The organism is Polaromonas sp. P4_H1 (genome assembly GCF_056400945.1).
Genome location: NZ_JBFUKG010000006.1, coordinates 29,905 through 50,289, shown reverse-complemented (window position 1 = coordinate 50,289; position 20,385 = coordinate 29,905). Strand labels below are relative to the sequence as shown.

Genomic DNA, 20,385 nt, shown 5'->3' with positions numbered 1-20,385 from the left:
CTCTTTGGCCCCCCGGGAAGGGCTAATGTCCCCGGGGTGCCCCCGCTCAACGGCGGGCCGTGGCGCTCGCGTACAGGCAAATGGCGGCGGCGGCGGCCACATTCAGCGATTCTTCGCCGCCGGGCTGGTCTATGCGTACCTTGAGGACCGATCGGGCCATCAGGTCATCGCTCACGCCCTGCCCTTCGTGCCCCATGGCCCAGGCGCAAGGCTGAGGCAGTTTCTGCTGGTGCAGGAAGCTGCCCTGGTGGGAACTGGTAACCACAATGGGAACGCTCAGCGCCGCCAGGACATCAGGCTCCACACCCTCCACCAGGTGGAGGGTAAAGTGAGCGCCCATGCCGGCCCGCAGCACTTTGGGTGACCACAGGGCTGCCGTGCCCTTCAAGGCGATGATCTGGCCAAAACCGAAAGCCGCCGCGCTGCGCAGGATGGAGCCGACATTGCCGGCATCCTGCACCCGGTCCAGGATCACGGAGGCTGCGCCCGGCTCCAGGCCGCCGGCCACCGGCAGGTCCAGCACGAAACCCATGGGTGCGGGCGATTCCAGCCCGCTGATTTCGTGCAGCAACGCATCCGGAATTACTATGTTTTTGATAGCTGCCTGCGACCATTCGGCAGGAACTGATGACCAAAAAGACTCCGAAAAAATCGCAATCGATGGCTTCTGCCCGCGTATGAGCGCGGCACGGCACAAATGGTCGCCCTCCAGCCAGACGCGGCCCTGCTTGCGGTAAGCCGTGCTGTCCTGCGACAGCTTGCGCAATTCCTTGATGAGCGTGTTGTCGCGTGACGTGATGTGCGTGACAGCGCCGGGACCGGCGCTCACCGCAACACCTCGGCTACCGGCGCAAAAGACCGGCGGTGCTGGGGACAGGCGCCATGCTCGCGCAGCGCCGCCAGATGCTCAGCCGTGCAATACCCTTTGTGGGCGGCAAAACCATACTGCGGGTATTCGAGGTGAAACTCGGCGCACCAGCGGTCACGGTAGACCTTGGCCAGAATGGACGCGGCCGAGATGGCCGGCACAATGGCGTCGCCTCCGATCACGGCCTCCGACAGGATGACCAGCGTGGGCAGGCGATTGCCGTCGACCAGCACCTTGTTGGGCTTGAGTCGCAGGCTCTCCACCGCACGTTTCATCGCCAGCATGGTGGCCTGCAGGATGTTCAGGCGGTCTATTTCCTCAGCGGTGGCCAGCGCAATGGAGCAGCACAGCGCTTTGGCCCGGATTTGGTCGTACAGCTCTTCACGCCGTTGCGGTGTGAGTTTTTTGGAGTCGGCCAGACCCTTGATGGGATTGAGTTCGTCGAGAATGACAGCCGCAGCCACCACCGGGCCCATCAGCGGGCCCCGTCCGGCCTCGTCCACGCCGGCCACGAGGCCGGGGGTGTCCCAAGACAGGGGTGTTTGTTCAGCTTTCAAGAATTTGCTGGATCGCATCGGTCGCTAATTGGGAAGTATCGCGCTGCAGCTCGGCATGCAGTGCCATGAATCGTTGTTCGACAGCCGCTATTTTGTCAGGAGCCGTTAGTTTTGCATCCACCCATTGCAGCAACTCGGCGGCCAGCGCCTCGGGCGTTGCCGCCTCCTGCAGCAGTTCGGGCACCACGAAATCCTGGCACAGGATATTAGGCAGGCCGACCCAGGGCTGCAGCTTTTTACGCCACATGATCTGCCACGACAGCCAGTTCATGTTGTAGGCGATCACCATGGGGCGCTTGAACAAGGCCGCTTCCAATGTCGCGGTACCGCTGGCAATCAAGGTCACATCGCAAGCGGCGAGCACGGTGTGCGACTGGCCTTCGATGATTTGCAGGTTGGCCCGCATGCCGGCCGCATCGGCCAGTCGCTCGATCACGGATTTCAGCAGGGGGACGGCGGGCACTATGAATTTGATGGCTGGTTGCGCTCGCTTCACCAAGGCTGCAGCCCTGAAAAATCTTTCGGCCAGATACTGGATCTCGGACTTGCGGCTGCCCGGCAAGATGGCGATGACCACGTCGTCGTCCTGCAGGCCCAGCTTGCGCCTCGCGGCGGCCCGGTCCGGCTGCAGGGGAACCACGCTGGCCAGCGGATGGCCGACATACGTTGCCGCGATGCCATGGGAAGCCAGCAAGGCCGGTTCAAACGGAAAAATGCACAGCACGTGGTCCACGCTGCGCCGGATCTTCTCGACACGGTCCGCACGCCAGGCCCAGACGGAGGGGCTGACAAAATGAACGGTCTTGATGCCTTGGGCCTTCAACGCGGCCTCCAGGTCAAGATTGAAGTCGGGGGCGTCCACGCCGATGAAAATATCAGGGCGCTGATCCAGCAGGCGCTGTTTCAGCTGCTCGCGTATGCCGACGATCTCACGGTAATGACGCAGCACCTCCACATAGCCGCGCACGGCCAGCTTGTGGTGCGGCCACCAGGCCTGAAAGCCGCGCCCGGCCATTTGCGGCCCGCCAATGCCGCTGGCCTGCAGGCCAGGCCAACGCGCATGCAGGCCGTCCAGCAGCAAGCCCGCCAGCAAATCACCGGAAGTTTCTCCGGCAACCATGGCAATCCTGGGTGCCGCGCTCATGGAGGCCGGCCTACCGGACAATGCCGCGCTGCGGCGAAGTTTGCGCCAGGAATGACAGCATCATCTGGACATCGGAAGCTGCTTCGGGGTGCTTGTCGGCCAACTCACCGATCCGGGCGCGGGCCAGATCCAGCGTCAGGTCATCCCGGTATAGCGCTTTGTGCATGGCCTTGACGGCCGAAAGGCGTCCGGCAGAAAAGCCGCGGCGCCGCAGGCCCTCAAAATTCATCGACCGCGCCTGCGCGGGCTGGCCTTGCGCCATCACGAATGGCGGCAAGTCGGCAAACAGCAGCGAACACATGGCCGTCATGCTGTGGGCGCCCAGCCGGACAAATTGATGCGCCACGGTAAAACCACCCAGAATGACCCAGTCACCCACGTGAACGTGACCGGCCAGCTGGGAGTTGTTGGCGAAGATGGTGTGGTCACCCACCACACAGTCATGCGCCAGGTGCACATAAGCCATGATCCAGTTGTCGTCGCCGACGCGTGTCACACCGCTGTCACCCGGCGAGCCGATATTGAAAGTACAGAATTCACGGATGGTGTTACGGTCGCCAATGACCAGTTCGCAAGGTTCGCCCGCGTACTTTTTGTCCTGCGGAATCGCGCCAAGTGAGTTGAACTGGAAAATCCGGTTGTCGCGGCCTATCGTCGTGTGGCCTTCGATCACGCAGTGAGCCCCGATGGTGGTGCCTGCCCCCACCCTGACATGGGGACCGATGACCGTGTAAGGGCCGACACTGACCGAGCTGTCCAGCTGGGCCAGGGGATCGACAAGGGCCGTGGCATGAATGCCCGGCGCGGGAACTGGCGCGGTCATGTCTTTCAAGCCACCTTCAGGCAATGGTGCGCATGGTGCACATCAACTCGGCCTCGCAGGCGATGGCCTCACCCACGCGCGTCACACCCTTGAATTTGAAAATGCCGGCCTTCATGCGGTCCAGCGTCACATCCATGATGAGCTGGTCACCGGGCTCGACCGGCCGCTTGAAGCGCGCGCCATCAATGCCGGCAAAGTAGTACACCGTCTTGTCGTCCGGCGTCACACCCAGGGTTTCGAACGCCAGCAGGGCAGCGGCCTGTGCCATGGCTTCAAGCATCAGCACACCCGGCATCACGGGGTGGTGAGGGAAGTGCCCCATGAAAAACGGCTCGTTCATCGTGACGTTCTTGAGGGCCTTGATTCTCTTTCCCTTTTCGATTTCGAGCACACGGTCGACCAGCAGAATAGGGTAACGGTGCGGCAGCTGCTTGAGAATTTGGTGAATATCCATCATGATTTTTCTTGAATGTTCGACAGCGATTTTTCTGCCTGTTTGAGTCTTTCCCGCAAGACGTGAAGCTGCTTGAGCGTGGCAGCATTTTTTTCCCACGCGGTATTGTCGTCGATAGGAAAGAGGCCGGTGTAATGACCGGGCTTCAAAATGGAGCGCGTCACGACAGACGCTGCCGAAATATGCACGTGATCAGCCAGGCTCAGGTGGCCCAGCACAATGGCGCCTCCGCCTACCGTGCAATGCGCGCCGATGGTGGCGCTGCCCGCCACACCGGCACAACCGGCCATGGCGGTATGCTTGCCGATCCGCACGTTATGGCCAATCTGCACCAGGTTATCAAGCTTGACGCCGTCTTCCAGCACCGTATCTTGCAAGGCTCCCCGATCAATACAGGTGTTGGCGCCGATCTCGACATCATTGCCGATCTTCACGGCACCAAGCTGCTCGATCTTGACCCATTGGCCTTCATGCGGTGCGAAGCCAAAACCATCCGCACCGATCACCGCACCGGGATGCACGATGCAACGCTCGCCAATGTGGCAGCCATCTGCCACTGTCACGCGGGCCGACAGCCGACTTTCAGCGCCAATATGCACATGCTGCCCAATGACGCAATGCTCCGCTATGCGCGCGCCCGCCCCGACCACGGCGCCGGCGGAGATGCAGGCAAACGCACCCACCGAAACACCCGGCGCGAGAGTGGCCGCAGGATCGATAAACGCGCTGGGATGAATGTGCGGCGCGGCCTGCGACCCGTGCCGGCGCTTCCAGAGCTGGGTGATCAGCGCGAAGTAATGGTAAGGATCGTCCACCACGATGCAGGCGCCACGACGGATCGCGGCTTCCCGGGCAGCGGGAGCCACTACTACGCAGGCGGCAGCCGACTGCGCGAGTTTGGCGACATATTTGGGGTGGCTGAGAAAACTCAGGTCGCGGGGGCCGGCGGCGTCCAGCGTGGAGAGCTTCTCGATCTCCACATCAGGACTGCCAATCAGCTCGGCAGGTGCCGTTGCGGCCAGCGACTGAACAATATCGGCAAGACGGAGCGTCACACTGCGCCTGCCATTTTCACAACGATGCTGGTGGTGAACACACCCCGCAGTTAACGGGAAGCGTTCAGCGCCTTGATCACCTTGTCGGTGATATCGTGCTTTGGATTGACGTACACCGACTCCTGAAGGATCAGGTCGTACTTTTCAGTTTCAGCCAGTGTTTTGACCACCTTGTTGGCACGCTCGATCACTTGCTGCAGTTCTTCGTTCTTGCGGGCGTTCAGGTCTTCCTGGAACTCGCGGCGCTTGCGCTGGAAATCCCGGTCCTGGTCGACCAGCTGCTTTTGCCGGGTGTTGCGCTGGCTCTCGGCCAGCGTGGGCGCCTCGCGTTCAAACTTGTCCGACAGGGTTTTCAGCTGCGTGGCGCTGTCGTTCAGCTCTTTCTCGCGCTTGCTGAACTCCTGCTCCAGTTTGGTCTGGGCGGCCTTGGCGGAATTCGCTTCGCGGAAAATCCTGTCCAGATTGACAACCCCAACCTTGAACTCCTGCGCACTGGCGGAAAACCCCGCCAATGCGATCATGCAGCCCAGGAAAATTTTGGTTGAAAAATGCTTCATTAGAAAGATGTACCAATTTGGAATTGCAACCGTTCTATTCTATCGCCTGCCATCTTGCGTATTGGCATGGCATAGGCAATACGCAGGGGGCCCACCGGAGAAATCCAGCTGATGCCGATGCCGGCAGAAGCCCTCAGGTCATTGACGCGATAGCTCTCTTTTTCGCCGAATACGTTGCCCGCATCGACAAAACCGTAAAGACGCAGCGTGCGGTCGTTTCCGGCGCCCGGGAATGGCGCAATAAGCTCGGCATTGAGCGTCAGTTTTTTCGGACCGCCCGTCGCCAGATCCGAGGCATCACGGGGGCCCAGGGAGCTCTGCTCAAACCCGCGCACCGATCCCAGGCCACCCGAGTAGTAGTTCTTGAAAAGCGGGTAAGGCTGTCCGCTGAGGCCTTTGCCCCAGCCCAACTCGCCATTCAGCGCGACCGTGAATTGCTTGTTCAGCGGAATGTACTGCTGAACCTGGTAATTGGCGCGCGCAAACTTGATGTCGCCCGCAACACCCCAATCCCCATACAAACGCTGGAACCGGCCCGAAGTGGGCACCAGTGCGCTGTCACGGTTGTCACGCGACCAGCCGACCGTCAGGGGAATGGAGTTGCTCTTGAAGCCGAACTGATTGGCATAGGTCTGGTAGCTCACGGGAAGGTTGGTTCCCGGCACGATCGTCAGGGCCTCGAAACCACTGCCGAAATAAACCGTGTCGTTCTCGGTGAAGGGAACACCGAAACGAATGCTTGCGCCCCTCGTCTTCAGGCTGTAGTCACCGCCCTGGCCGGACAGCGGCTTGGACGTGCGGTCGTACACGTCAATGGTGCGGGAGATGCCATCGGCCGTGAAATACGGGTCGATGGTGCTCAGGACCATCTGGCGATTTGACTTGCTGGTATTGACTTCAATACCCAGGTAGTTGCCCGAGCCAAAAACGTTTTCCTGCTTGATGCCGAACAGCAGGGAAACGCTGTCGGCGCTTGAATAGCCCGCGCCAAGCTGCAGGTTGCCGGTGGGTTTTTCAACCACGGAAACATTGACATCAACCTGGTCGGCCGTACCCGTCACTTCCTGGGTATCGATATTCACCTCATTGAAAAAGCCCAGGCGGTCAACGCGATCACGCGACAGGCGGATTTTGTCACCGTCATACCAGGAAGACTCAAACTGGCGAAACTCCCTGCGCACCACCTCATCGCGCGTGCGGTTGTTGCCCGACACATTCACGCGCCGCACATAGGCCCGGCGGGACGGCTCCGCCTGCAGCACGAAAGCCACGCGATTATTGACCCGGTCAATTTCAGGCACGGCTTCAACCCTGGCAAAGGCAAATCCGAACGTACCGAAATAATCGATAAAGGCCTTCTTGGTCTCGGCCACGGCATCGGCGTTGTAGGCTTCTGCCGGCTTGATGGTGACCAGGGATTTGAATTCTTCTTCCTTGCCCAGGTAATCACCCTCAAGTTTCACGCTGGAGACCACGAAGCGTTCACCCTCGGTGATGTTGACGGTGACCGCGATGCTTTGCTTGTCTGGAGAGATTGCAACCTGGGTTGAATCGACCTTGAACTCAAGGTAACCGCGCGACAGATAGTAGGAGCGCAGTGTTTCAATATCCGCATTGAGCTTGGCCCGGGAATAACGGTCGGATTTGGTATACCAGCTGAGCCAGCCGCCGGTATCAAGGTCAAACAGGCCCAGCAGGGTGGACTCGCTGAACGCCTTGTTGCCGGTGATGTGGATTTCCTTGATTTTTGCCACGTCGCCTTCGACGACGCTGAAAGTCAGGTTCACGCGGTTGCGTTCGATCGGTGTCACCGTGGTGACCACCTCCGCGCCATACAGACTCTTGTTGATGTACTGGCGCTTGAGTTCCTGCTCGGCCTTGTCCGCAAGGGCCTTGTCGAAAGGCTGGCCATCGGCAATGCCAACATCGCGAAGCGCCTTTTTAAGCGCTTCCTTGTCGAACTCCTTGGTGCCGACGAAGTCAACATCGGCCACCGTAGGACGTTCTTCAACAATAACGACCAGCACGTCGCCGTTGACTTCGAGCCGCACATCCTTGAACAGGCCGAGTCCGAACAACGCACGAATGGCCGTGGAGCCTTTTTCGTCGTTATAGGTTTCACCGACACGAAAGGGAAGCGAGGCAAAAATCGTTCCAGGTTCAACGCGCTGCAAACCTTCAACTCTAATATCACGAACCGTGAATGGATCAACGGCCCAGGCGGCATTGACAGCAAACAAACCAGCGGCAATGGCACAGACCGCGCGAATTTTGAATTTATTTAATTGTTTTTGCATGAAATGTATGAAATTGGCCTGGGCCCTGGTGTTAGCCCAACAACCGGGTGACATCGTTAAAAAGGGCAATACACATCATGCCCAACAGGATCGCAACGCCACCGCGTTGCAGCCGGTCCATCCAGGCATCAGACACGCCTCGACCCGTAATCCCCTCCCAAAGATAATACATCAGGTGCCCACCATCCAGAACCGGCAGCGGCAGCAGATTCAGGACGCCCAAACTCACGCTGATCAGCGCCAGAAACAGCAGGTAGGCGCTCCAGCCCAGGCTGGCCGACTTGCCGGCGTAATCCGCAATGGTTAACGGCCCGCTCAGATTTTTGAGCGAGGCTTCGCCGATCACCATTTTCCACATCATCTTGAGCGTGAGCAGGGACACTTCCCAGGTGCGAACAACGCCCTGCCACAAACCGTCGAGCGGCCCATAGCGCACCGTCACAAATTCGGGGGGGCTCCCCACATAAGCACCTATTCGCGCAACCGCTGCCCCACCCTCCCGCTTGATCTCGGGGGTGACCTGCAGCACCAGCGTCTGGCCGGCGCGCTGGATTTGCCAGTCCTGCGGTGCAATTGCCGGGGCGTTGCCTCTGGAGGACCACGCAGAGCCCCGTATGGCCTCGCGCAGCTGCTGTCCGTCCACAATGGCGGTATCTCCCACGCGCAGGACCACGTCACCCGCCCGCAGACCGGCTTTTTGCGCCGCGCCGCCGTCCATGACCTGGCCGATCACAGGGCGCGTCCACGGTCCCAGAATGCCGATCTTCCGGAATAGCTGGGTATCGGCCTCGGCCGCATCGAGCTTGCTGAGCTCCAGCATGACAGTACGTGACGAGGTGCCCGCCTCGTTTCCCAGCACCAGCTGCAGATCGCGTCCGTCCAGCGCACCCTGCGTAAGCCGCCAGCGAAGGTCCTCAAAAGAGCGGACCGTCTGCAACTCATCGCCCTCAAAAGCGGCCTGCTGGACGGTCTCGAAACCGCGCAGCCCGGCCCGTTCGGCCAGGGAACCCGCCACGGGACTGGCGAGAACGGCCTTGGGCTCCTGCAAGCCGCTCCAGTTGACGATGGCGTAAATCAGCACGGCCAGCAGCAGATTGGCAGCAGGACCGGCGGCCACGACAGCCGCGCGGGCCTTCAGGGGCTGGGTGTTGAAGGCGAGATGGCGTTCGGCCGGATCAACCGGGGCCTCGCGCTCATCGAGCATCTTGACGTAGCCGCCCAGCGGCAGCATGCCTATCGCAAATTCCGTGGGCTTGTTTTTGAGCCGCCAGGTGTAGATGGGCTTGCCAAAGCCGATGGAAAACTTCAGCACCTTGATGCCGCAGGCTACGGCCACCCGGTAGTGACCGTATTCATGCACGGTGATCAGGATGCCAAGAGCGACTACAAAGGCAAGCAGCGTCAACATGTCATGGCTCCAGACGTTCAATGATTTGACCGGCAACAAGGCGCGCCCGCGCGTCCAGCGCCAGCAATCCCTCGATATCGTTCACGTCTGAGACCGCCACGGCATCCAAAGTTGCATGATTTACATGGTGGATGTGGTCAAAGCGGATCCGCCGGTCCAAGAACGCGGCCACCGCCACCTCATTGGCCGCATTGAGCACCGCCGTACTGCCCACCGGTGCATTGAGGACCTCCCAGGCCAGCGGCAGCCCCGGAAACCGCTCATGGTCGGGCACCTCAAAAGTCATGGTCGCCAGGGTGGTGAAATCCAGCGCCCGGGCACCCGACGTGATGCGGTCCGGCCAGGCAAGGCCATAGGCGATCGGCACCCGCATGTCAGGCGTTCCCAGTTGCGCCACGACCGACGTATCGCGGTACTGCACCATGGAGTGAATAATGCTTTGAGGATGGATCACCACCTCGATCTGCTGCGGTGTCAGGCCGAACAGGTACTTGGCTTCGATGACCTCCAGGGCCTTGTTCATCATGGTCGCGGAATCAACAGATATCTTGCGTCCCATCACCCAGTTCGGGTGCGCGCACGCCTCATCGGGCGTCACGTGCCGCAGGCTGCCCGGCTCCCGCGTCCGGAAAGGCCCGCCGGACGCGGTCAGGATGATTTTCTCGACGCGTTGCGGCCAGCTGGCCGGATCTTCCGGCAGCGACTGGAAAATGGCCGAATGTTCGCTGTCGATGGGCAACAGCTGCGCGCCGCCCGCGCGAACCGCCTGCATGAACACTTCGCCACCGACCACGAGCGCTTCCTTGTTGGCCAGCAAGAGGCGCTTGCCCGCCCTGGCGGCGGCCATACAGGGCGCCAGGCCGGCCGCACCCACAATGGCGGCCATCACGGTGTCCACCAACTCATGGGACGCTATCATGTCCAGAGCATCCGGCGCCCATAAAACCTGGACGGGAAGCTGATTGTCCTTGACCTTTTCAGCCAGCAGGTGGGCATGTGGCTCGCTCACCATGACGGCATACTGCGGCCTGAACTGCATGCACTGCGCCAGCATCAGGTCGGTCTGGGTCGCCGCACTGAGCGCAAACACCTCAAAGCGCTCCGGATGGCTGGCAATCACGTCAAGCGTGTTGACGCCAATGGAGCCGGTTGAGCCCAGAACAGTGATACGCTGCTTTTTGAAAGACATGCAACAAGCCTAAAGAGTGGCCAACATCATGGCCAGCGGCAGGGTCGGCAACAGGGCATCGACACGATCCAGCACCCCTCCGTGGCCAGGCAGCAAGGCGCTGGAGTCCTTCACGCCCGCACTGCGCTTGATCAGCGACTCGACCAGGTCGCCCACCACGCTCATGGCCGCCAGAAAAACCACCGCCAGCAGCATCACCATGATGCCATGGCGTTCCATCAGGCGGGCATACAGCGTCTGACCAGCGCCAGCACCTGAGGCACCCAAGGTCACCCAGGCCAGCGACAAGGCCACCACACCCGCCATGCCGCCCCAAACGCCCTCCCAGCTTTTGCCGGGGCTGATGGAAGGCGCCAGCTTGCCCTTGCTGAACTTGCCGCCAAAAGTGCGCCCCGCAAAATAGGCAAAGATATCGGCTACCCAAACCAGCAGCAGCACCGACAGCAGAAAATTGACACCGATCACACGGGCCTGGGCCACTGCCAGCCAGGCCAGCCAGAGCGCCAGCAAGCCACCCACCAGGCGCACGGCCATCGGGATGCGGGGCCAGCCAGCCACACCATTGCGCAACAGCCAGGCACCGGCCAGCACCCAGGCCGCACCCGCGGCGGCCCACAGCAGGGGCAAAGGTTTATCGAGCAGGCCGCCGTACCAGGATAGCCCGCAGGCCAGCACACACAGCGCCGCAAGCCCCACCGAGCCGCCCTGCCCCAACGCATTCAGACGGCCCCACTCCCAGGCGCCGGCGGCCATCAGCGCCAGTGCCACAACGCTAAAAGGTACGGGTGTCTGGTAGAAAAGCGCGGGCAACAAGATGGCCAGCAGGACAATTGCCGTGATCACACGCTGCTTGAGCATCAGGCGGCCTTTGGAGTGGTTTTTTTGCCGCTCCCGCTGACCTGCGCCGAAGTCTGGCCAAAACGGCGCTCACGGGTGCGAAAAACAGCAATCGCTTCGTCTAGCGCAGCTTCATCAAACTCAGGCCAGAGCTTGTCCGAAAAATGCAGTTCGGAGTACGCAGCCTGCCACAGCAGAAAATTGCTGATACGCAACTCGCCGCCCGTGCGAATCAGCAGGTCGGGATCAGGCACATGAGCCAGCGCCATGGCGCGGTCCAGTGCGAGCTCGGTGATCGGCTCTCCCCTGCTGGCCAGCTTTTGCGCCGCCTGCGCGATGTCCCAGCGCCCGCCATAGTTGAAGCACACGTTGAAAATCAGGCGATGGTTGCCCGAAGTCAGGTGTTCGGCCTGGGCCAGCCCGGCCTGAACTTTTTCCGAGAGCCGCTGGCGGTCTCCCACGAAATGCAGCCGCACCCCGTTGGCGTTCAGATTGGGAACCTCACGGGACAAGGACAGGACCAGCAGTTCCATCAGGCTGGACACTTCCTCGAACGGCCGGTTCCAGTTTTCCGATGAAAACGCAAAAACCGTCAGCACGGCAATGCCGCGCTCCAGGCAGGCGCGGACACAACGGCTCAGCGAATCTACACCCTGCTTGTGCCCGGCGATACGCGGCAAAAACCGTTTGGTCGCCCAGCGGCCATTGCCATCCATGACGATGGCCACGTGGTGCGGAACAGTGGGAGGGGGGATGGCCATGGTCAATTCAGGCCAGACACGATGGTGTCAAACCGCCATGATGTCTTGTTCCTTGCCGGCGACCAGTTTGTCAACCTCGGCAATGAAACGGTCGGTGAACTTCTGGATTTCATCCTGCGCGCGGCGCTCGTCATCTTCCGACACCAGTTTTTCCTTGAGCAGTTTCTTGACGCCCTCATTGGCATCCCTGCGCAAGTTGCGAACGGCCACCTTGGCGTGCTCGCCCTCTGCCCTCACGACTTTGGTGAGCTCCTTGCGTCGCTCTTCGGTCATGGCCGGCATGGGTACGCGAATCAGGTCGCCCTGCGCCGCAGGGTTGAGTCCGAGGTCTGAGTCGCGGATGGCCTTTTCGATTTTGGCACCCATGCCTTTTTCCCATGGCGAAACGCTGATGGTGCGGGCATCCAGCAGGGACACATTGGCCACCTGGCTGATGGGCACCATGGAGCCGTAGTAGTCCACATGAACGGTGTCCAGCAAGCCAGGGTTGGCGCGGCCGGTGCGGATTTTCGTCAGGCTGTTTTTGAACGAATCCACCGACTGCTGCATTTTTTGCTCTGCATTCTGCTTCACTTCAACAATGCTCATGGTCGAATCTCCGGATTGTTATCTGCAAAAAGTCCAAGAAGTATGAAAACACGGCCGATGGCCGGGGGAGCCGGGATCAAACGTGAACCAGGGTTCCTTCGTCCTCACCCTGCACCACGCGTTTGAGCGCTCCGTGCTTGAAAATACTGAAAACCTTGATCGGCAGCTTCTGGTCGCGGCACAGGGCAAACGCTGTAGCGTCCATGACTTCGAGGTTCTTGCCCATCGCCTCATCGAAAGTGATGTTGGTGTAGCGCGTGGCCCGTGGATCCTTCTTCGGATCTGCCGTATACACGCCATCGACCTTGGTCGCCTTCAGGACGATTTCAGCCCCAATTTCGGCGCCGCGCAGCGCAGCGGCCGTGTCGGTCGTAAAGAAAGGGTTGCCCGTGCCGGCTGCGAAAATGACGACCTTGCCTTCTTCCAGGTACTGCAGCGCTTTGGGGCGCACATAGGGCTCGACCACGCGCTCGATGCCAATGGCCGACATGACGCGGGCAATCAGGCCCGCCTTGTCCATGGTGTCGCCCAGAGCCAGCGCGTTCATCACGGTCGCCAGCATGCCCATGTAGTCTGCCGTCGCCCGATCCATGCCGACCGAGCCACCCGCAACGCCACGGAAGATGTTGCCGCCGCCGATCACCACCGCCACCTGGACACCCATGCGGGTAACCTCGGCAATTTCTTCCACCATGCGCACGATGGTGGCGCGGTTGATGCCAAAGGCATCATCCCCCATCAAGGCCTCACCTGACAGTTTTAACAAGATCCGCTTGTAGGCTGGCATGTGAGGCTCTCCGTAATTGGGTTGATCTGAAGTTTAGCGGCCTTCCGGCAGGGCTGAGTTGCTTAGGCAGCTTTGGCTGCAGCTATCTGGGCCGCAACTTCGGCAGCAAAGTCGTCCGCCTTTTTCTCGATGCCCTCGCCCACCACGTACAGCGTGAAGGACTTGACCGTGGTGGCGCGCTCCTTGAGCATCTGCTCAACCGTCTGCTTGTCGTTCTTGACGAAGCTCTGGTTATACAGGCTGACTTCTTTCAGGTACTTCTGCACGCCGCCATCGATACGCTTGGCAACAATTTCAGCGGACTGAACCGGCTTGCCTTCGGCCTGGGCCTTGGCCGCGTCTTCAGCAGCCTTGGCAGCAGCCACCGAACGCTCCTTGGCGACCAGGTCAGCGGGAACATCCGCGCTGGACAGGGACACCGGCTTCATCGCGGCCACATGCATGGCAACGTCCTTGGCGGCAGTTTCGTCACCGTCAAACTCGACCACCACGCCAATGCGCGTGCCGTGCAGGTAAGAGGCCAGCTTGCTGCCGGCAAAACGCTTGAAACGGCGCACGCTCATGTTCTCGCCGATCTTGCCGATCAGGCCCTTGCGCACGTCTTCCACCGTCGGGCCAAAACCGTCGAGCGACAGGGCCATGGCGCCAATGGCGTCCACATCAGCCGGATTGTTCTTGACGATGCCCTCAGCCACGGCCTGGGTAAAAGCCAGGAAGCTGTCGTTCTTGGTCACGAAGTCGGTTTCGCAATTGATCTCGACCAGCGCACCAATGCCTCCTTCGCTGTGATAGGCGATCACGCCTTCAGCAGTCACGCGGGAAGCGGCCTTGCCGGCCTTGTTGCCCAGCTTGACGCGCAGGATTTCTTCGGCTTTTTCGAAGTTGCCTTCGGCTTCGGTCAGTGCTTTTTTGCACTCCATCATGGGAGCGTCGGTTTTGGCGCGCAGTTCAGCGACCATGCTTGCAGTAATTGCCATTTTGATTCTCCGTTTGTCGTGTTGACAGGGGCGCGGCGACAAAGCCACGCCCTTTTTGATGCTTAAGTTGTGAAAAAGGGGCTACGCGAGCCCCTTTTTCGCGTCTGGCGCAGCGCCGAAACTATCAGTTCGCTGCGTTTTCCACTTCCACAAACTCATCAGAGCTCTCGGCGGAGACCGCCTTGACGACGTCGTTGACGGCGTTGGCACGGCCTTCGAGGATTGCATCGGCGATGCCGCGGGCATACAGGGCCACAGCCTTGGACGAGTCGTCGTTGCCGGGGATCACGTAGTCGATGCCAATCGGGGAATGGTTGGAGTCAACCACGCCGATCAGGGGAATGCCCAGCTTCTTGGCTTCCAGGATCGCGATTTTGTGGAAGCCCACGTCAATCACGAAAATGGCGTCCGGCAGTGCGTTCATGTCCTGAATGCCGCCGATGTCTTTTTCCAGCTTTTCAATTTCGCGCTTGAAGGTGAGCTGCTCTTTTTTGCTGATGGAATCAAGGCCGGCTTCCTGCTGGGCCTTCATTTCTTTCAGGCGCTTGATCGAGGTCTTGACCGTCTTGAAGTTGGTCAGCATGCCGCCCAGCCAACGCTGGTCAACATAGGGAACACCGGCGCGCTTGGCCTCGGTAGCGACGATTTCGCGGGCCTGGCGTTTGGTGCCAACCATCAGGATGGTGCCGCGGTTCGCGGACAGCTGCTTGGCGAATTTCATCGCATCCTGGAACATCGGCAGCGATTTTTCCAGGTTGATGATGTGAATACGGTTGCGATGGCCAAAAATGTAGGGGGCCATCTTGGGATTCCAGAAGCGGGTTTGGTGACCAAAGTGGACGCCAGCTTCCAGCATTTCACGCATGCTTGTCGACATATAAAACTCCAAAGGTTGTGTCTAAAATCAGCGCTTATCGCCCGTAATACCTCTTTTTCCGAGATCTTCCGGGCAACACCTTGAGTGGCTGATTTGCGATTGACTTTGCGAACAACAAAATCGTCATTTGCAAAGCCTGTCGAGTATAACACTCTCCTGCCCCGCCCTCTTACCCACTCACCCAGATGCACACCTCCAGCGCTCTTCCCGCCGACATTCACGTCACGCGCCACGCCCTGAGAACGGGCCAGACCAGCCCACCGGAGATCCTCGAGCGCGCCGCCAGCATCGCCCAAAGCGAGGTCTGCCGGCATGTATTCATGCCGGGCAGCCTTGCAGCCAGCCCGTTTTTGACGGCCAAAACACCCCAGGCCTCGCCTGTCGGAGCGGCCTTCAATGAGCCGGCTCTGCCCTTGGCCGGCATTCCCGTGTCGATCAAGGACCTGTTTGACGTGGCCGGCCAGACCACCGCCGCCGGCTCGACCGTGCTCGCCAACACCCCACCCGCCGCTGAAGACTGCCCCGCCGTTGCGCGGCTGCGAGCGGCAGGTGGCGTGATTGCCGGCCGCACCAATATGGTGGAATTTGCCTTCTCGGGCGTGGGCATCAACCCGCATTACGGCACCCCTGTCAATCCGGCAGACGCCGCCACAGAGCGGATCCCGGGCGGCTCCTCGTCAGGCGCCGCCGTGTCGGTTGCCACCGGGGCGGCCATGGTGGGGCTTGGGTCGGATACGGGCGGTTCGATCCGCATCCCGGCGGCGCTGTGCGGCATTGTGGGTTTTAAAAGCACGGCGCGTCTGGTCCCAACCAGCGGCGCCCTGCCGCTGTCCACCAGCCTGGACACGGTATGCGCCTTGACACGTTCGGTACGCGACGCGGTCACCGTGCATGAGGTACTGGCGGCGCGCGCCGTGAGGCTGGCCGGCAAGCCCCTGTCCGCCTGCCGGCTCGCGGTGGCCCGCACCCAAATGCAGGATGGCCTGGACAGCACCGTCGCCAATGCGTTCGAGCGGAGCCTGCGCGTGCTGCGCCAGGCCGGTGCGCGCATCGAGGAAATCGCACTCGAAGAAATCAGCGAACTGCCTGCCATCAATGCGACCGGGGGCCTCTCTGCTGCCGAGAGCTATGCCTGGCACCGGACCCTGATCGCCGCGCACCAGGCCGAGTACGACCCCCGGGTAGCGCTACGCATCCTGCGCGGCGCCCAGATGAGCGCGGCCGACTACATTGACCTTGTCGCCGCCCGCCGGCAATGGATCGTCCGCATGGAAGCCCGGCTGGGCGGCTTTGACGCGGTACTCTCCCCCACCGTGCCCCTCGTGGCGCCGGCGATCGCCAGCGTGCTGCACGATGACGAGGAATTCTTCCGGGTCAATGGGCTTTTGCTCCGCAATACGGCCGTGGTCAACATGCTCGACGGTTGCGCGATTTCGCTGCCCTGCCACACCCCCGGCCAATTGCCGGTTGGCCTGATGCTCTGGCACGCAGCGCTGCACGACGACCCGTTGCTGGACCTGGCGCTGCAGGTCGAAGCGGCCCTGGCTGGCTCACAGTAAAAACAGTCGCTGGCTGGCCCCGCTATATTGGGCTTGCAGCCCGCTTTACCGATAAAACAATGCACACCAAGATTTCCCGCCATCCCATCACCCTCACCATTAACTGTGTTGCCCACGGCATGTCCGCATGAGGGTGGCTGTCATCGGTGCCGGCATCATCGGCATCACCACCGCCTATGAACTGGCGGCAGACGGCCACGAGGTGACCGTTATTGAACGTCGGAGCGCCGCAGCGGAGGAAACCAGCTTCGCCAACGCCGGTGTCGTAGCGCCGGGGTATGTCACACCCTGGGCCGCACCCGGCATGCCGGGCAAGGTCATCCGCTACCTGTTCAGCCGCCACGCTCCCGTCAAGCTCGGCCTGCCGCTTTCGCGCCGCGACATCGCCTGGATGTGGAAGTGGTCTCGCGCCTGCAAACTGGAAAGCTACCTGGTCAACCGCGCTCGGCTGCAGCGCCTGGCGTTTTACAGCCGCGAAAGGCTGCATCAGCTCACGGAGGAACTGAAGCTCGAATACGACGGCAGCCCCGGGTACATGGTGCTGCTTCGCTCTGAAAAAGACAGCAAGCTGGTGCAGCCTGGTCTGCAGATGCTGCGCGAGGCTGGCGTGGCGTTCAGGGAAATCGGTGCTCACGAGGTGCGCCAGATCGAACCCGCGCTCAACCCTGACACCGCTTTTCTGGGCGCGGTGCATCTGCCCGACGATGAAGTTGCCAATTGCCGGCAGTTTGCCCTGCTGCTGAAGAACGAAGCCCAGCGCATCGGTGTGGATTTCGTATTCAACACTGCGGTAGCCCGACTGGATACTACCCAACCAGCTACGATTTTCATAGCAGGAGACAACACACCGTACCGCTTTGACTCCGTCGTCATGTGCGCCGGCCTGGCCTCCGCTGAGCTGCTTCGGCCGCTTGGCCTGAACATTCCGATGACTGCCGTCTATGGCTACTCCATCAGCGCGCCTATCCGCGAGCCGCTCAATGCGCCGCGCAGCGCGCTGATGGACGAGCGCTACAAGGTGGCGATTTCCCGCCTGGGCAACCGCGTGCGCGTGGCAGGCAGTGCCGAAATCGGCGGCTCGCTCGAGCACAAGCGAGCCTCCTCTATCCAGACCTTGTACAAGGTGCTGCAAGACTGGTTTCCCGGTGCGGCCCAGCTCTCCAACAAGGGGGCCAGCGTGCAGGAATGGAAAGGCGCCAGGCCGATGCTGCCCGATGGCCCGCCCATCATCGGCGACAGCGGCATTCCCGGCCTCTGGCTCAACCTGGGCCATGGCTCCAGCGGCTGGGCACTGAGCTGCGGCAGTGCGCGGGCGCTGGCCGACCTGATGGCAGGCAGGCCCGCAGACATCGACATGCAGGGGCTGGACATCAGCCGTCTGGGCTGAAAGCGCAGGACGGCCAGCGCCCGTCCTTGCCGACTCCTTTTGTCTGAAAGTATCAACCACGAACGCCATAAGACCGCACAATCATCCGATGCACCATCCGATGCAGAAAATCACCAGCGCCGTCAGCCAGCCGCTTTACAGCGTGGCAGCCACCCGCGAGCTTGAGTTGCACGCAGCGGCCGGCCTGCCCCCGCACACGCTGATGCAGCGGGCAGGCCTCGCGGTGGCCCGCCTTGCACTGGCGCTGGCTCCGCATGCGCGGCGCATCTGGATCGCCTGCGGACCCGGCAACAACGGTGGCGACGGCTTCGAAGCCGCCCTGCACCTGCACCAGTGGGGCAAGACGGTGGTCGTCACCTGGACCGGTCTGCCACCCGGAAAAACCAGCCTGCCGCCGGATGCCGATGCCTCCCGCCAGCGGGCCCTTGCGGCGGGCGTTCCGATGTCGACTCAGCCCCCGGAGGATTTTGATTTCTGCATCGATGCCCTGCTGGGTATTGGCGCCCGGCTGGAGCCGGCTCGCGCGGGCACGGGCTTGATGCAGCAATGGCTGGATGCGATGCAAGCCAGCGGCGCACCGCGGTTGGCCGTGGATGTACCGACCGGGCTGGATGCTGATACGGGCACCACAAACGCTACAAAACCAATAGCGCAAGGCTCGCATTTCGCCACGGCAAATGATCTTTTCACCTTGAGCCTTTTGACACTCAAGCCAGGCCTGTTCACCGCCAGCGGGCGTGACCTGGCCGGCCAGGTCTGGTTCGATGATCTGGGGGCTGCAGCCAACCCCTCACTGGCGGCAGTGCCTGACGCCTGGCTTCTGGGCGCGGATCGGGCAGCGCGATCAACGCGAGCGGGTGCGGCCCATGCCAGCCACAAGGGCAGCTTTGGCGATGTCGCCGTCGTGGGTGGTGAATCCGCCTCCGGCAGGCATATGACGGGCGCTGCCCTGCTGGCCGCCCGAGCGGCACTGCATGCGGGCGCCGGCCGGGTGTATGTGGCTCTGCTCACCGGCGTCGGTGAGACCTCCCTGAATGTCGATCCGGCGCAGCCAGAACTCATGTTCCGCAGCCCCGAAGCGCTGAACCTGAAGCAGCAGGTCGTGGTGTGCGGGTGCGGCGGGGGCGAAGCGGTCAAACCCGTCCTGGCCAAGGTTTTGTCAGCCGCCCCGCGGGTCGTGCTGGACGCCGACGCGCTCAATGCGATTGCCGGGGACCCACAACTGCAAACCCTGCTGACTGCACGCCATTACCGCGGGCACAGTACGGTGCTGACGCCTCATCCGCTGGAGGCCGCGCGTTTGCTAGGCACGACCACTTCCGGGGTGCAGGCAGACCGCCTTGCGGCAACCCGGCAACTGGCCAGCCGGTTTCAGTGTGCCGTGGTACTCAAGGGCTCGGGCAGTGTCATCGCCGCGCCGGGCCAGCCACCCTGTATCAACGCGAGCGGCAACGCCTTGCTGGCCACCGCGGGCACCGGCGATGTGCTGGCAGGCATGATCGGAGCCGCCATGGCAGGTGGACAAAGCCCTTTTGAGGCGGCCTGCTGTGCGGTGTTTGCCCATGGAAACCTGGCCGATGAATGGGTCACCCGCCGGCCGGGCGTGACGCTGACTGCGTCGGCGCTGGCGGGCAACGCCCGCTAGACCAGCACCATCAAGCCGATTTGCAGTACTAGCAACAGCACCAGCGCTGACAAGTCCAGCCCACCGACGGTAGGAATCACACGCCGCAGCGGCGTTAACAGCGGCTCGGCAAGGCGGGCCAGCAAGCCATACGCCGGTGAGCCAGGCTGGATCCAGGACATGATGGCATAGCCCAGTACCAGAATAAACAGCGTCTGCAACGCCACCCGGATCAGCATCTTCAGCGCAAACGCCAGCAGGCCCAGGAAGGCTGCGGGCCCCAACGCAGAGGCCCAGGAGGTCGCGCCAAGCACCACACCAAACAGCAGCCCCCACAGCAGGGCGTAGCCCAGCGCCAGCAAGGCGGCGGCCAGCACACTCGCCCAGTCCACCCGGGACCGGGTCAGCACCTTGGGCAGCGCACGCCGCATCGGCTTGACCAGCCAGTCCGTCACCGCCATGACAAAGCGGCCCGGCTGCGCGCTCATGTTGACCCTCACCCAGTTCATCCAGGCGCGCAAGAGCGCGGCGGCGATCAGCAGGAAGAAAAATGTCTCAAGCAGGAAGGCCAGAATGCGGATCAGCATAAATTTTGGGGCGAGCCAAAAGGATTAAGAAAGCAGGACGGGGAGAAAA

Annotated in this window: 20 protein-coding genes; 3 read left to right on the top strand and 17 right to left on the bottom strand. The window is 61.6% G+C overall.

From position 1 onward, the window contains the following. Positions 1–46: 46 nt before the first annotated feature. The 16 genes from AC1DS5_RS09730 to rpsB form a co-directional block, all read right to left on the bottom strand. The gene (locus tag AC1DS5_RS09730; protein WP_477718046.1) at positions 47–829 is read right to left on the bottom strand and encodes a TrmH family RNA methyltransferase; all 783 of its coding nucleotides are present in this window, start codon (positions 827–829) and stop codon (positions 47–49) included. Continuing rightward, positions 826–1,443: a ribonuclease HII gene (gene rnhB / locus AC1DS5_RS09725; RefSeq protein ID WP_477718045.1), complete on the bottom strand. Its 618-nt coding sequence runs from the start codon at positions 1,441–1,443 to the stop codon at positions 826–828. The genes AC1DS5_RS09730 and rnhB overlap by 4 nt, the downstream gene beginning before the upstream one ends. Continuing rightward, positions 1,415–2,569 (bottom strand): lipid-A-disaccharide synthase, encoded by a 1,155-nt coding sequence (gene lpxB / locus AC1DS5_RS09720; protein ID WP_477718044.1) that lies wholly within the window; start codon positions 2,567–2,569, stop codon positions 1,415–1,417. Before lpxB ends, rnhB begins: the two co-directional genes overlap by 29 nt. Positions 2,570–2,579: 10 nt before the next feature. Then, on the bottom strand, positions 2,580–3,392 hold the full coding sequence (gene lpxA, locus AC1DS5_RS09715) for an acyl-ACP--UDP-N-acetylglucosamine O-acyltransferase (protein ID WP_477718043.1): 813 nt from the start codon (positions 3,390–3,392) through the stop codon (positions 2,580–2,582). Between the two features lie 16 nt (positions 3,393–3,408). Further along, the gene (gene fabZ / locus AC1DS5_RS09710) at positions 3,409–3,849 is read right to left on the bottom strand and encodes a 3-hydroxyacyl-ACP dehydratase FabZ (protein ID WP_477718042.1); all 441 of its coding nucleotides are present in this window, start codon (positions 3,847–3,849) and stop codon (positions 3,409–3,411) included. Continuing rightward, positions 3,846–4,901: a UDP-3-O-(3-hydroxymyristoyl)glucosamine N-acyltransferase gene (gene lpxD / locus AC1DS5_RS09705; RefSeq protein ID WP_477718041.1), complete on the bottom strand. Its 1,056-nt coding sequence runs from the start codon at positions 4,899–4,901 to the stop codon at positions 3,846–3,848. Before lpxD ends, fabZ begins: the two co-directional genes overlap by 4 nt. Positions 4,902–4,951: 50 nt before the next feature. Next, positions 4,952–5,458, bottom strand: coding sequence for an OmpH/Skp family outer membrane protein (locus AC1DS5_RS09700; RefSeq protein ID WP_477718040.1), 507 nt, complete (start codon positions 5,456–5,458; stop codon positions 4,952–4,954). Continuing rightward, complete coding sequence (bamA, locus tag AC1DS5_RS09695; RefSeq protein WP_477718039.1) at positions 5,458–7,755, bottom strand: outer membrane protein assembly factor BamA; 2,298 nt, start codon at positions 7,753–7,755, stop codon at positions 5,458–5,460. Before bamA ends, AC1DS5_RS09700 begins: the two co-directional genes overlap by 1 nt. A gap of 31 nt (positions 7,756–7,786) precedes the next feature. Continuing rightward, the gene (gene rseP, locus AC1DS5_RS09690; RefSeq protein ID WP_477718038.1) at positions 7,787–9,163 is read right to left on the bottom strand and encodes an RIP metalloprotease RseP; all 1,377 of its coding nucleotides are present in this window, start codon (positions 9,161–9,163) and stop codon (positions 7,787–7,789) included. 1 nt (position 9,164) lies between these two features. Next, positions 9,165–10,352, bottom strand: coding sequence for a 1-deoxy-D-xylulose-5-phosphate reductoisomerase (gene ispC, locus AC1DS5_RS09685; RefSeq protein ID WP_477718037.1), 1,188 nt, complete (start codon positions 10,350–10,352; stop codon positions 9,165–9,167). A gap of 9 nt (positions 10,353–10,361) precedes the next feature. After that, positions 10,362–11,210: a phosphatidate cytidylyltransferase gene (locus AC1DS5_RS09680; RefSeq protein ID WP_477718036.1), complete on the bottom strand. Its 849-nt coding sequence runs from the start codon at positions 11,208–11,210 to the stop codon at positions 10,362–10,364. Beyond that, positions 11,210–11,950, bottom strand: a complete 741-nt coding sequence (uppS, locus tag AC1DS5_RS09675) for a polyprenyl diphosphate synthase (RefSeq protein ID WP_477718035.1) — start codon at positions 11,948–11,950, stop codon at positions 11,210–11,212. Before uppS ends, AC1DS5_RS09680 begins: the two co-directional genes overlap by 1 nt. Positions 11,951–11,977: 27 nt before the next feature. Beyond that, complete coding sequence (frr, locus tag AC1DS5_RS09670; RefSeq protein ID WP_011483606.1) at positions 11,978–12,538, bottom strand: ribosome recycling factor; 561 nt, start codon at positions 12,536–12,538, stop codon at positions 11,978–11,980. 76 nt (positions 12,539–12,614) lie between these two features. After that, positions 12,615–13,325 carry a UMP kinase gene (gene pyrH, locus AC1DS5_RS09665; protein WP_477718034.1) on the bottom strand — a complete coding sequence of 237 codons (711 nt, stop codon included), beginning with the start codon at positions 13,323–13,325 and terminating at the stop codon, positions 12,615–12,617. 62 nt (positions 13,326–13,387) lie between these two features. Next, on the bottom strand, positions 13,388–14,302 hold the full coding sequence (gene tsf / locus AC1DS5_RS09660; protein WP_477718033.1) for a translation elongation factor Ts: 915 nt from the start codon (positions 14,300–14,302) through the stop codon (positions 13,388–13,390). A gap of 124 nt (positions 14,303–14,426) precedes the next feature. Continuing rightward, a complete protein-coding gene (gene rpsB, locus AC1DS5_RS09655; protein ID WP_011483609.1) occupies positions 14,427–15,179 on the bottom strand; it encodes a 30S ribosomal protein S2 in 753 nt (250 codons plus the stop codon). A gap of 185 nt (positions 15,180–15,364) precedes the next feature. On the opposite strand from rpsB, the gene AC1DS5_RS09650 reads away from it, so the two are divergent. From AC1DS5_RS09650 to AC1DS5_RS09640, 3 genes are all read left to right on the top strand, one after another. Beyond that, complete coding sequence (locus AC1DS5_RS09650) at positions 15,365–16,738, top strand: amidase (protein ID WP_477718032.1); 1,374 nt, start codon at positions 15,365–15,367, stop codon at positions 16,736–16,738. 127 nt (positions 16,739–16,865) lie between these two features. Further along, positions 16,866–18,125: a D-amino acid dehydrogenase gene (locus AC1DS5_RS09645; RefSeq protein WP_477718031.1), complete on the top strand. Its 1,260-nt coding sequence runs from the start codon at positions 16,866–16,868 to the stop codon at positions 18,123–18,125. A 100-nt stretch (positions 18,126–18,225) separates the two neighbouring features. Then, the gene (locus tag AC1DS5_RS09640) at positions 18,226–19,770 is read left to right on the top strand and encodes an NAD(P)H-hydrate dehydratase (protein WP_477718030.1); all 1,545 of its coding nucleotides are present in this window, start codon (positions 18,226–18,228) and stop codon (positions 19,768–19,770) included. Here AC1DS5_RS09640 and AC1DS5_RS09635 read toward each other — a convergent pair. Then, positions 19,767–20,336, bottom strand: a complete 570-nt coding sequence (locus AC1DS5_RS09635; protein WP_477718029.1) for a YggT family protein — start codon at positions 20,334–20,336, stop codon at positions 19,767–19,769. The genes AC1DS5_RS09640 and AC1DS5_RS09635 overlap by 4 nt on opposite strands. Between the last annotated feature and the right edge of the window lie 49 nt (positions 20,337–20,385).

What these genes read in the sequence shown, in the direction of transcription:
- rnhB (WP_477718045.1), bottom strand. Translation starts at nt 1,443, where the DNA reads ATGCGATCCAGCAAATTCTTGAAAGCTGAACAAACACCCCTGTCTTGG.
- lpxB (WP_477718044.1), bottom strand. Translation starts at nt 2,569, where the DNA reads ATGAGCGCGGCACCCAGGATTGCCATGGTTGCCGGAGAAACTTCCGGT.
- lpxA (WP_477718043.1), bottom strand. Translation starts at nt 3,392, where the DNA reads ATGACCGCGCCAGTTCCCGCGCCGGGCATTCATGCCACGGCCCTTGTC.
- fabZ (WP_477718042.1), bottom strand. Translation starts at nt 3,849, where the DNA reads ATGATGGATATTCACCAAATTCTCAAGCAGCTGCCGCACCGTTACCCT.
- AC1DS5_RS09700 (WP_477718040.1), bottom strand. Translation starts at nt 5,458, where the DNA reads ATGAAGCATTTTTCAACCAAAATTTTCCTGGGCTGCATGATCGCATTG.
- bamA (WP_477718039.1), bottom strand. Translation starts at nt 7,755, where the DNA reads ATGCAAAAACAATTAAATAAATTCAAAATTCGCGCGGTCTGTGCCATT.
- rseP (WP_477718038.1), bottom strand. Translation starts at nt 9,163, where the DNA reads ATGTTGACGCTGCTTGCCTTTGTAGTCGCTCTTGGCATCCTGATCACC.
- ispC (WP_477718037.1), bottom strand. Translation starts at nt 10,352, where the DNA reads ATGTCTTTCAAAAAGCAGCGTATCACTGTTCTGGGCTCAACCGGCTCC.
- AC1DS5_RS09680 (WP_477718036.1), bottom strand. Translation starts at nt 11,210, where the DNA reads ATGCTCAAGCAGCGTGTGATCACGGCAATTGTCCTGCTGGCCATCTTG.
- uppS (WP_477718035.1), bottom strand. Translation starts at nt 11,950, where the DNA reads ATGGCCATCCCCCCTCCCACTGTTCCGCACCACGTGGCCATCGTCATG.
- frr (WP_011483606.1), bottom strand. Translation starts at nt 12,538, where the DNA reads ATGAGCATTGTTGAAGTGAAGCAGAATGCAGAGCAAAAAATGCAGCAG.
- pyrH (WP_477718034.1), bottom strand. Translation starts at nt 13,325, where the DNA reads ATGCCAGCCTACAAGCGGATCTTGTTAAAACTGTCAGGTGAGGCCTTG.
- tsf (WP_477718033.1), bottom strand. Translation starts at nt 14,302, where the DNA reads ATGGCAATTACTGCAAGCATGGTCGCTGAACTGCGCGCCAAAACCGAC.
- rpsB (WP_011483609.1), bottom strand. Translation starts at nt 15,179, where the DNA reads ATGTCGACAAGCATGCGTGAAATGCTGGAAGCTGGCGTCCACTTTGGT.
- AC1DS5_RS09650 (WP_477718032.1), top strand. Translation starts at nt 15,365, where the DNA reads ATGCACACCTCCAGCGCTCTTCCCGCCGACATTCACGTCACGCGCCAC.
- AC1DS5_RS09645 (WP_477718031.1), top strand. Translation starts at nt 16,866, where the DNA reads ATGAGGGTGGCTGTCATCGGTGCCGGCATCATCGGCATCACCACCGCC.
- AC1DS5_RS09640 (WP_477718030.1), top strand. Translation starts at nt 18,226, where the DNA reads ATGCAGAAAATCACCAGCGCCGTCAGCCAGCCGCTTTACAGCGTGGCA.
- AC1DS5_RS09635 (WP_477718029.1), bottom strand. Translation starts at nt 20,336, where the DNA reads ATGCTGATCCGCATTCTGGCCTTCCTGCTTGAGACATTTTTCTTCCTG.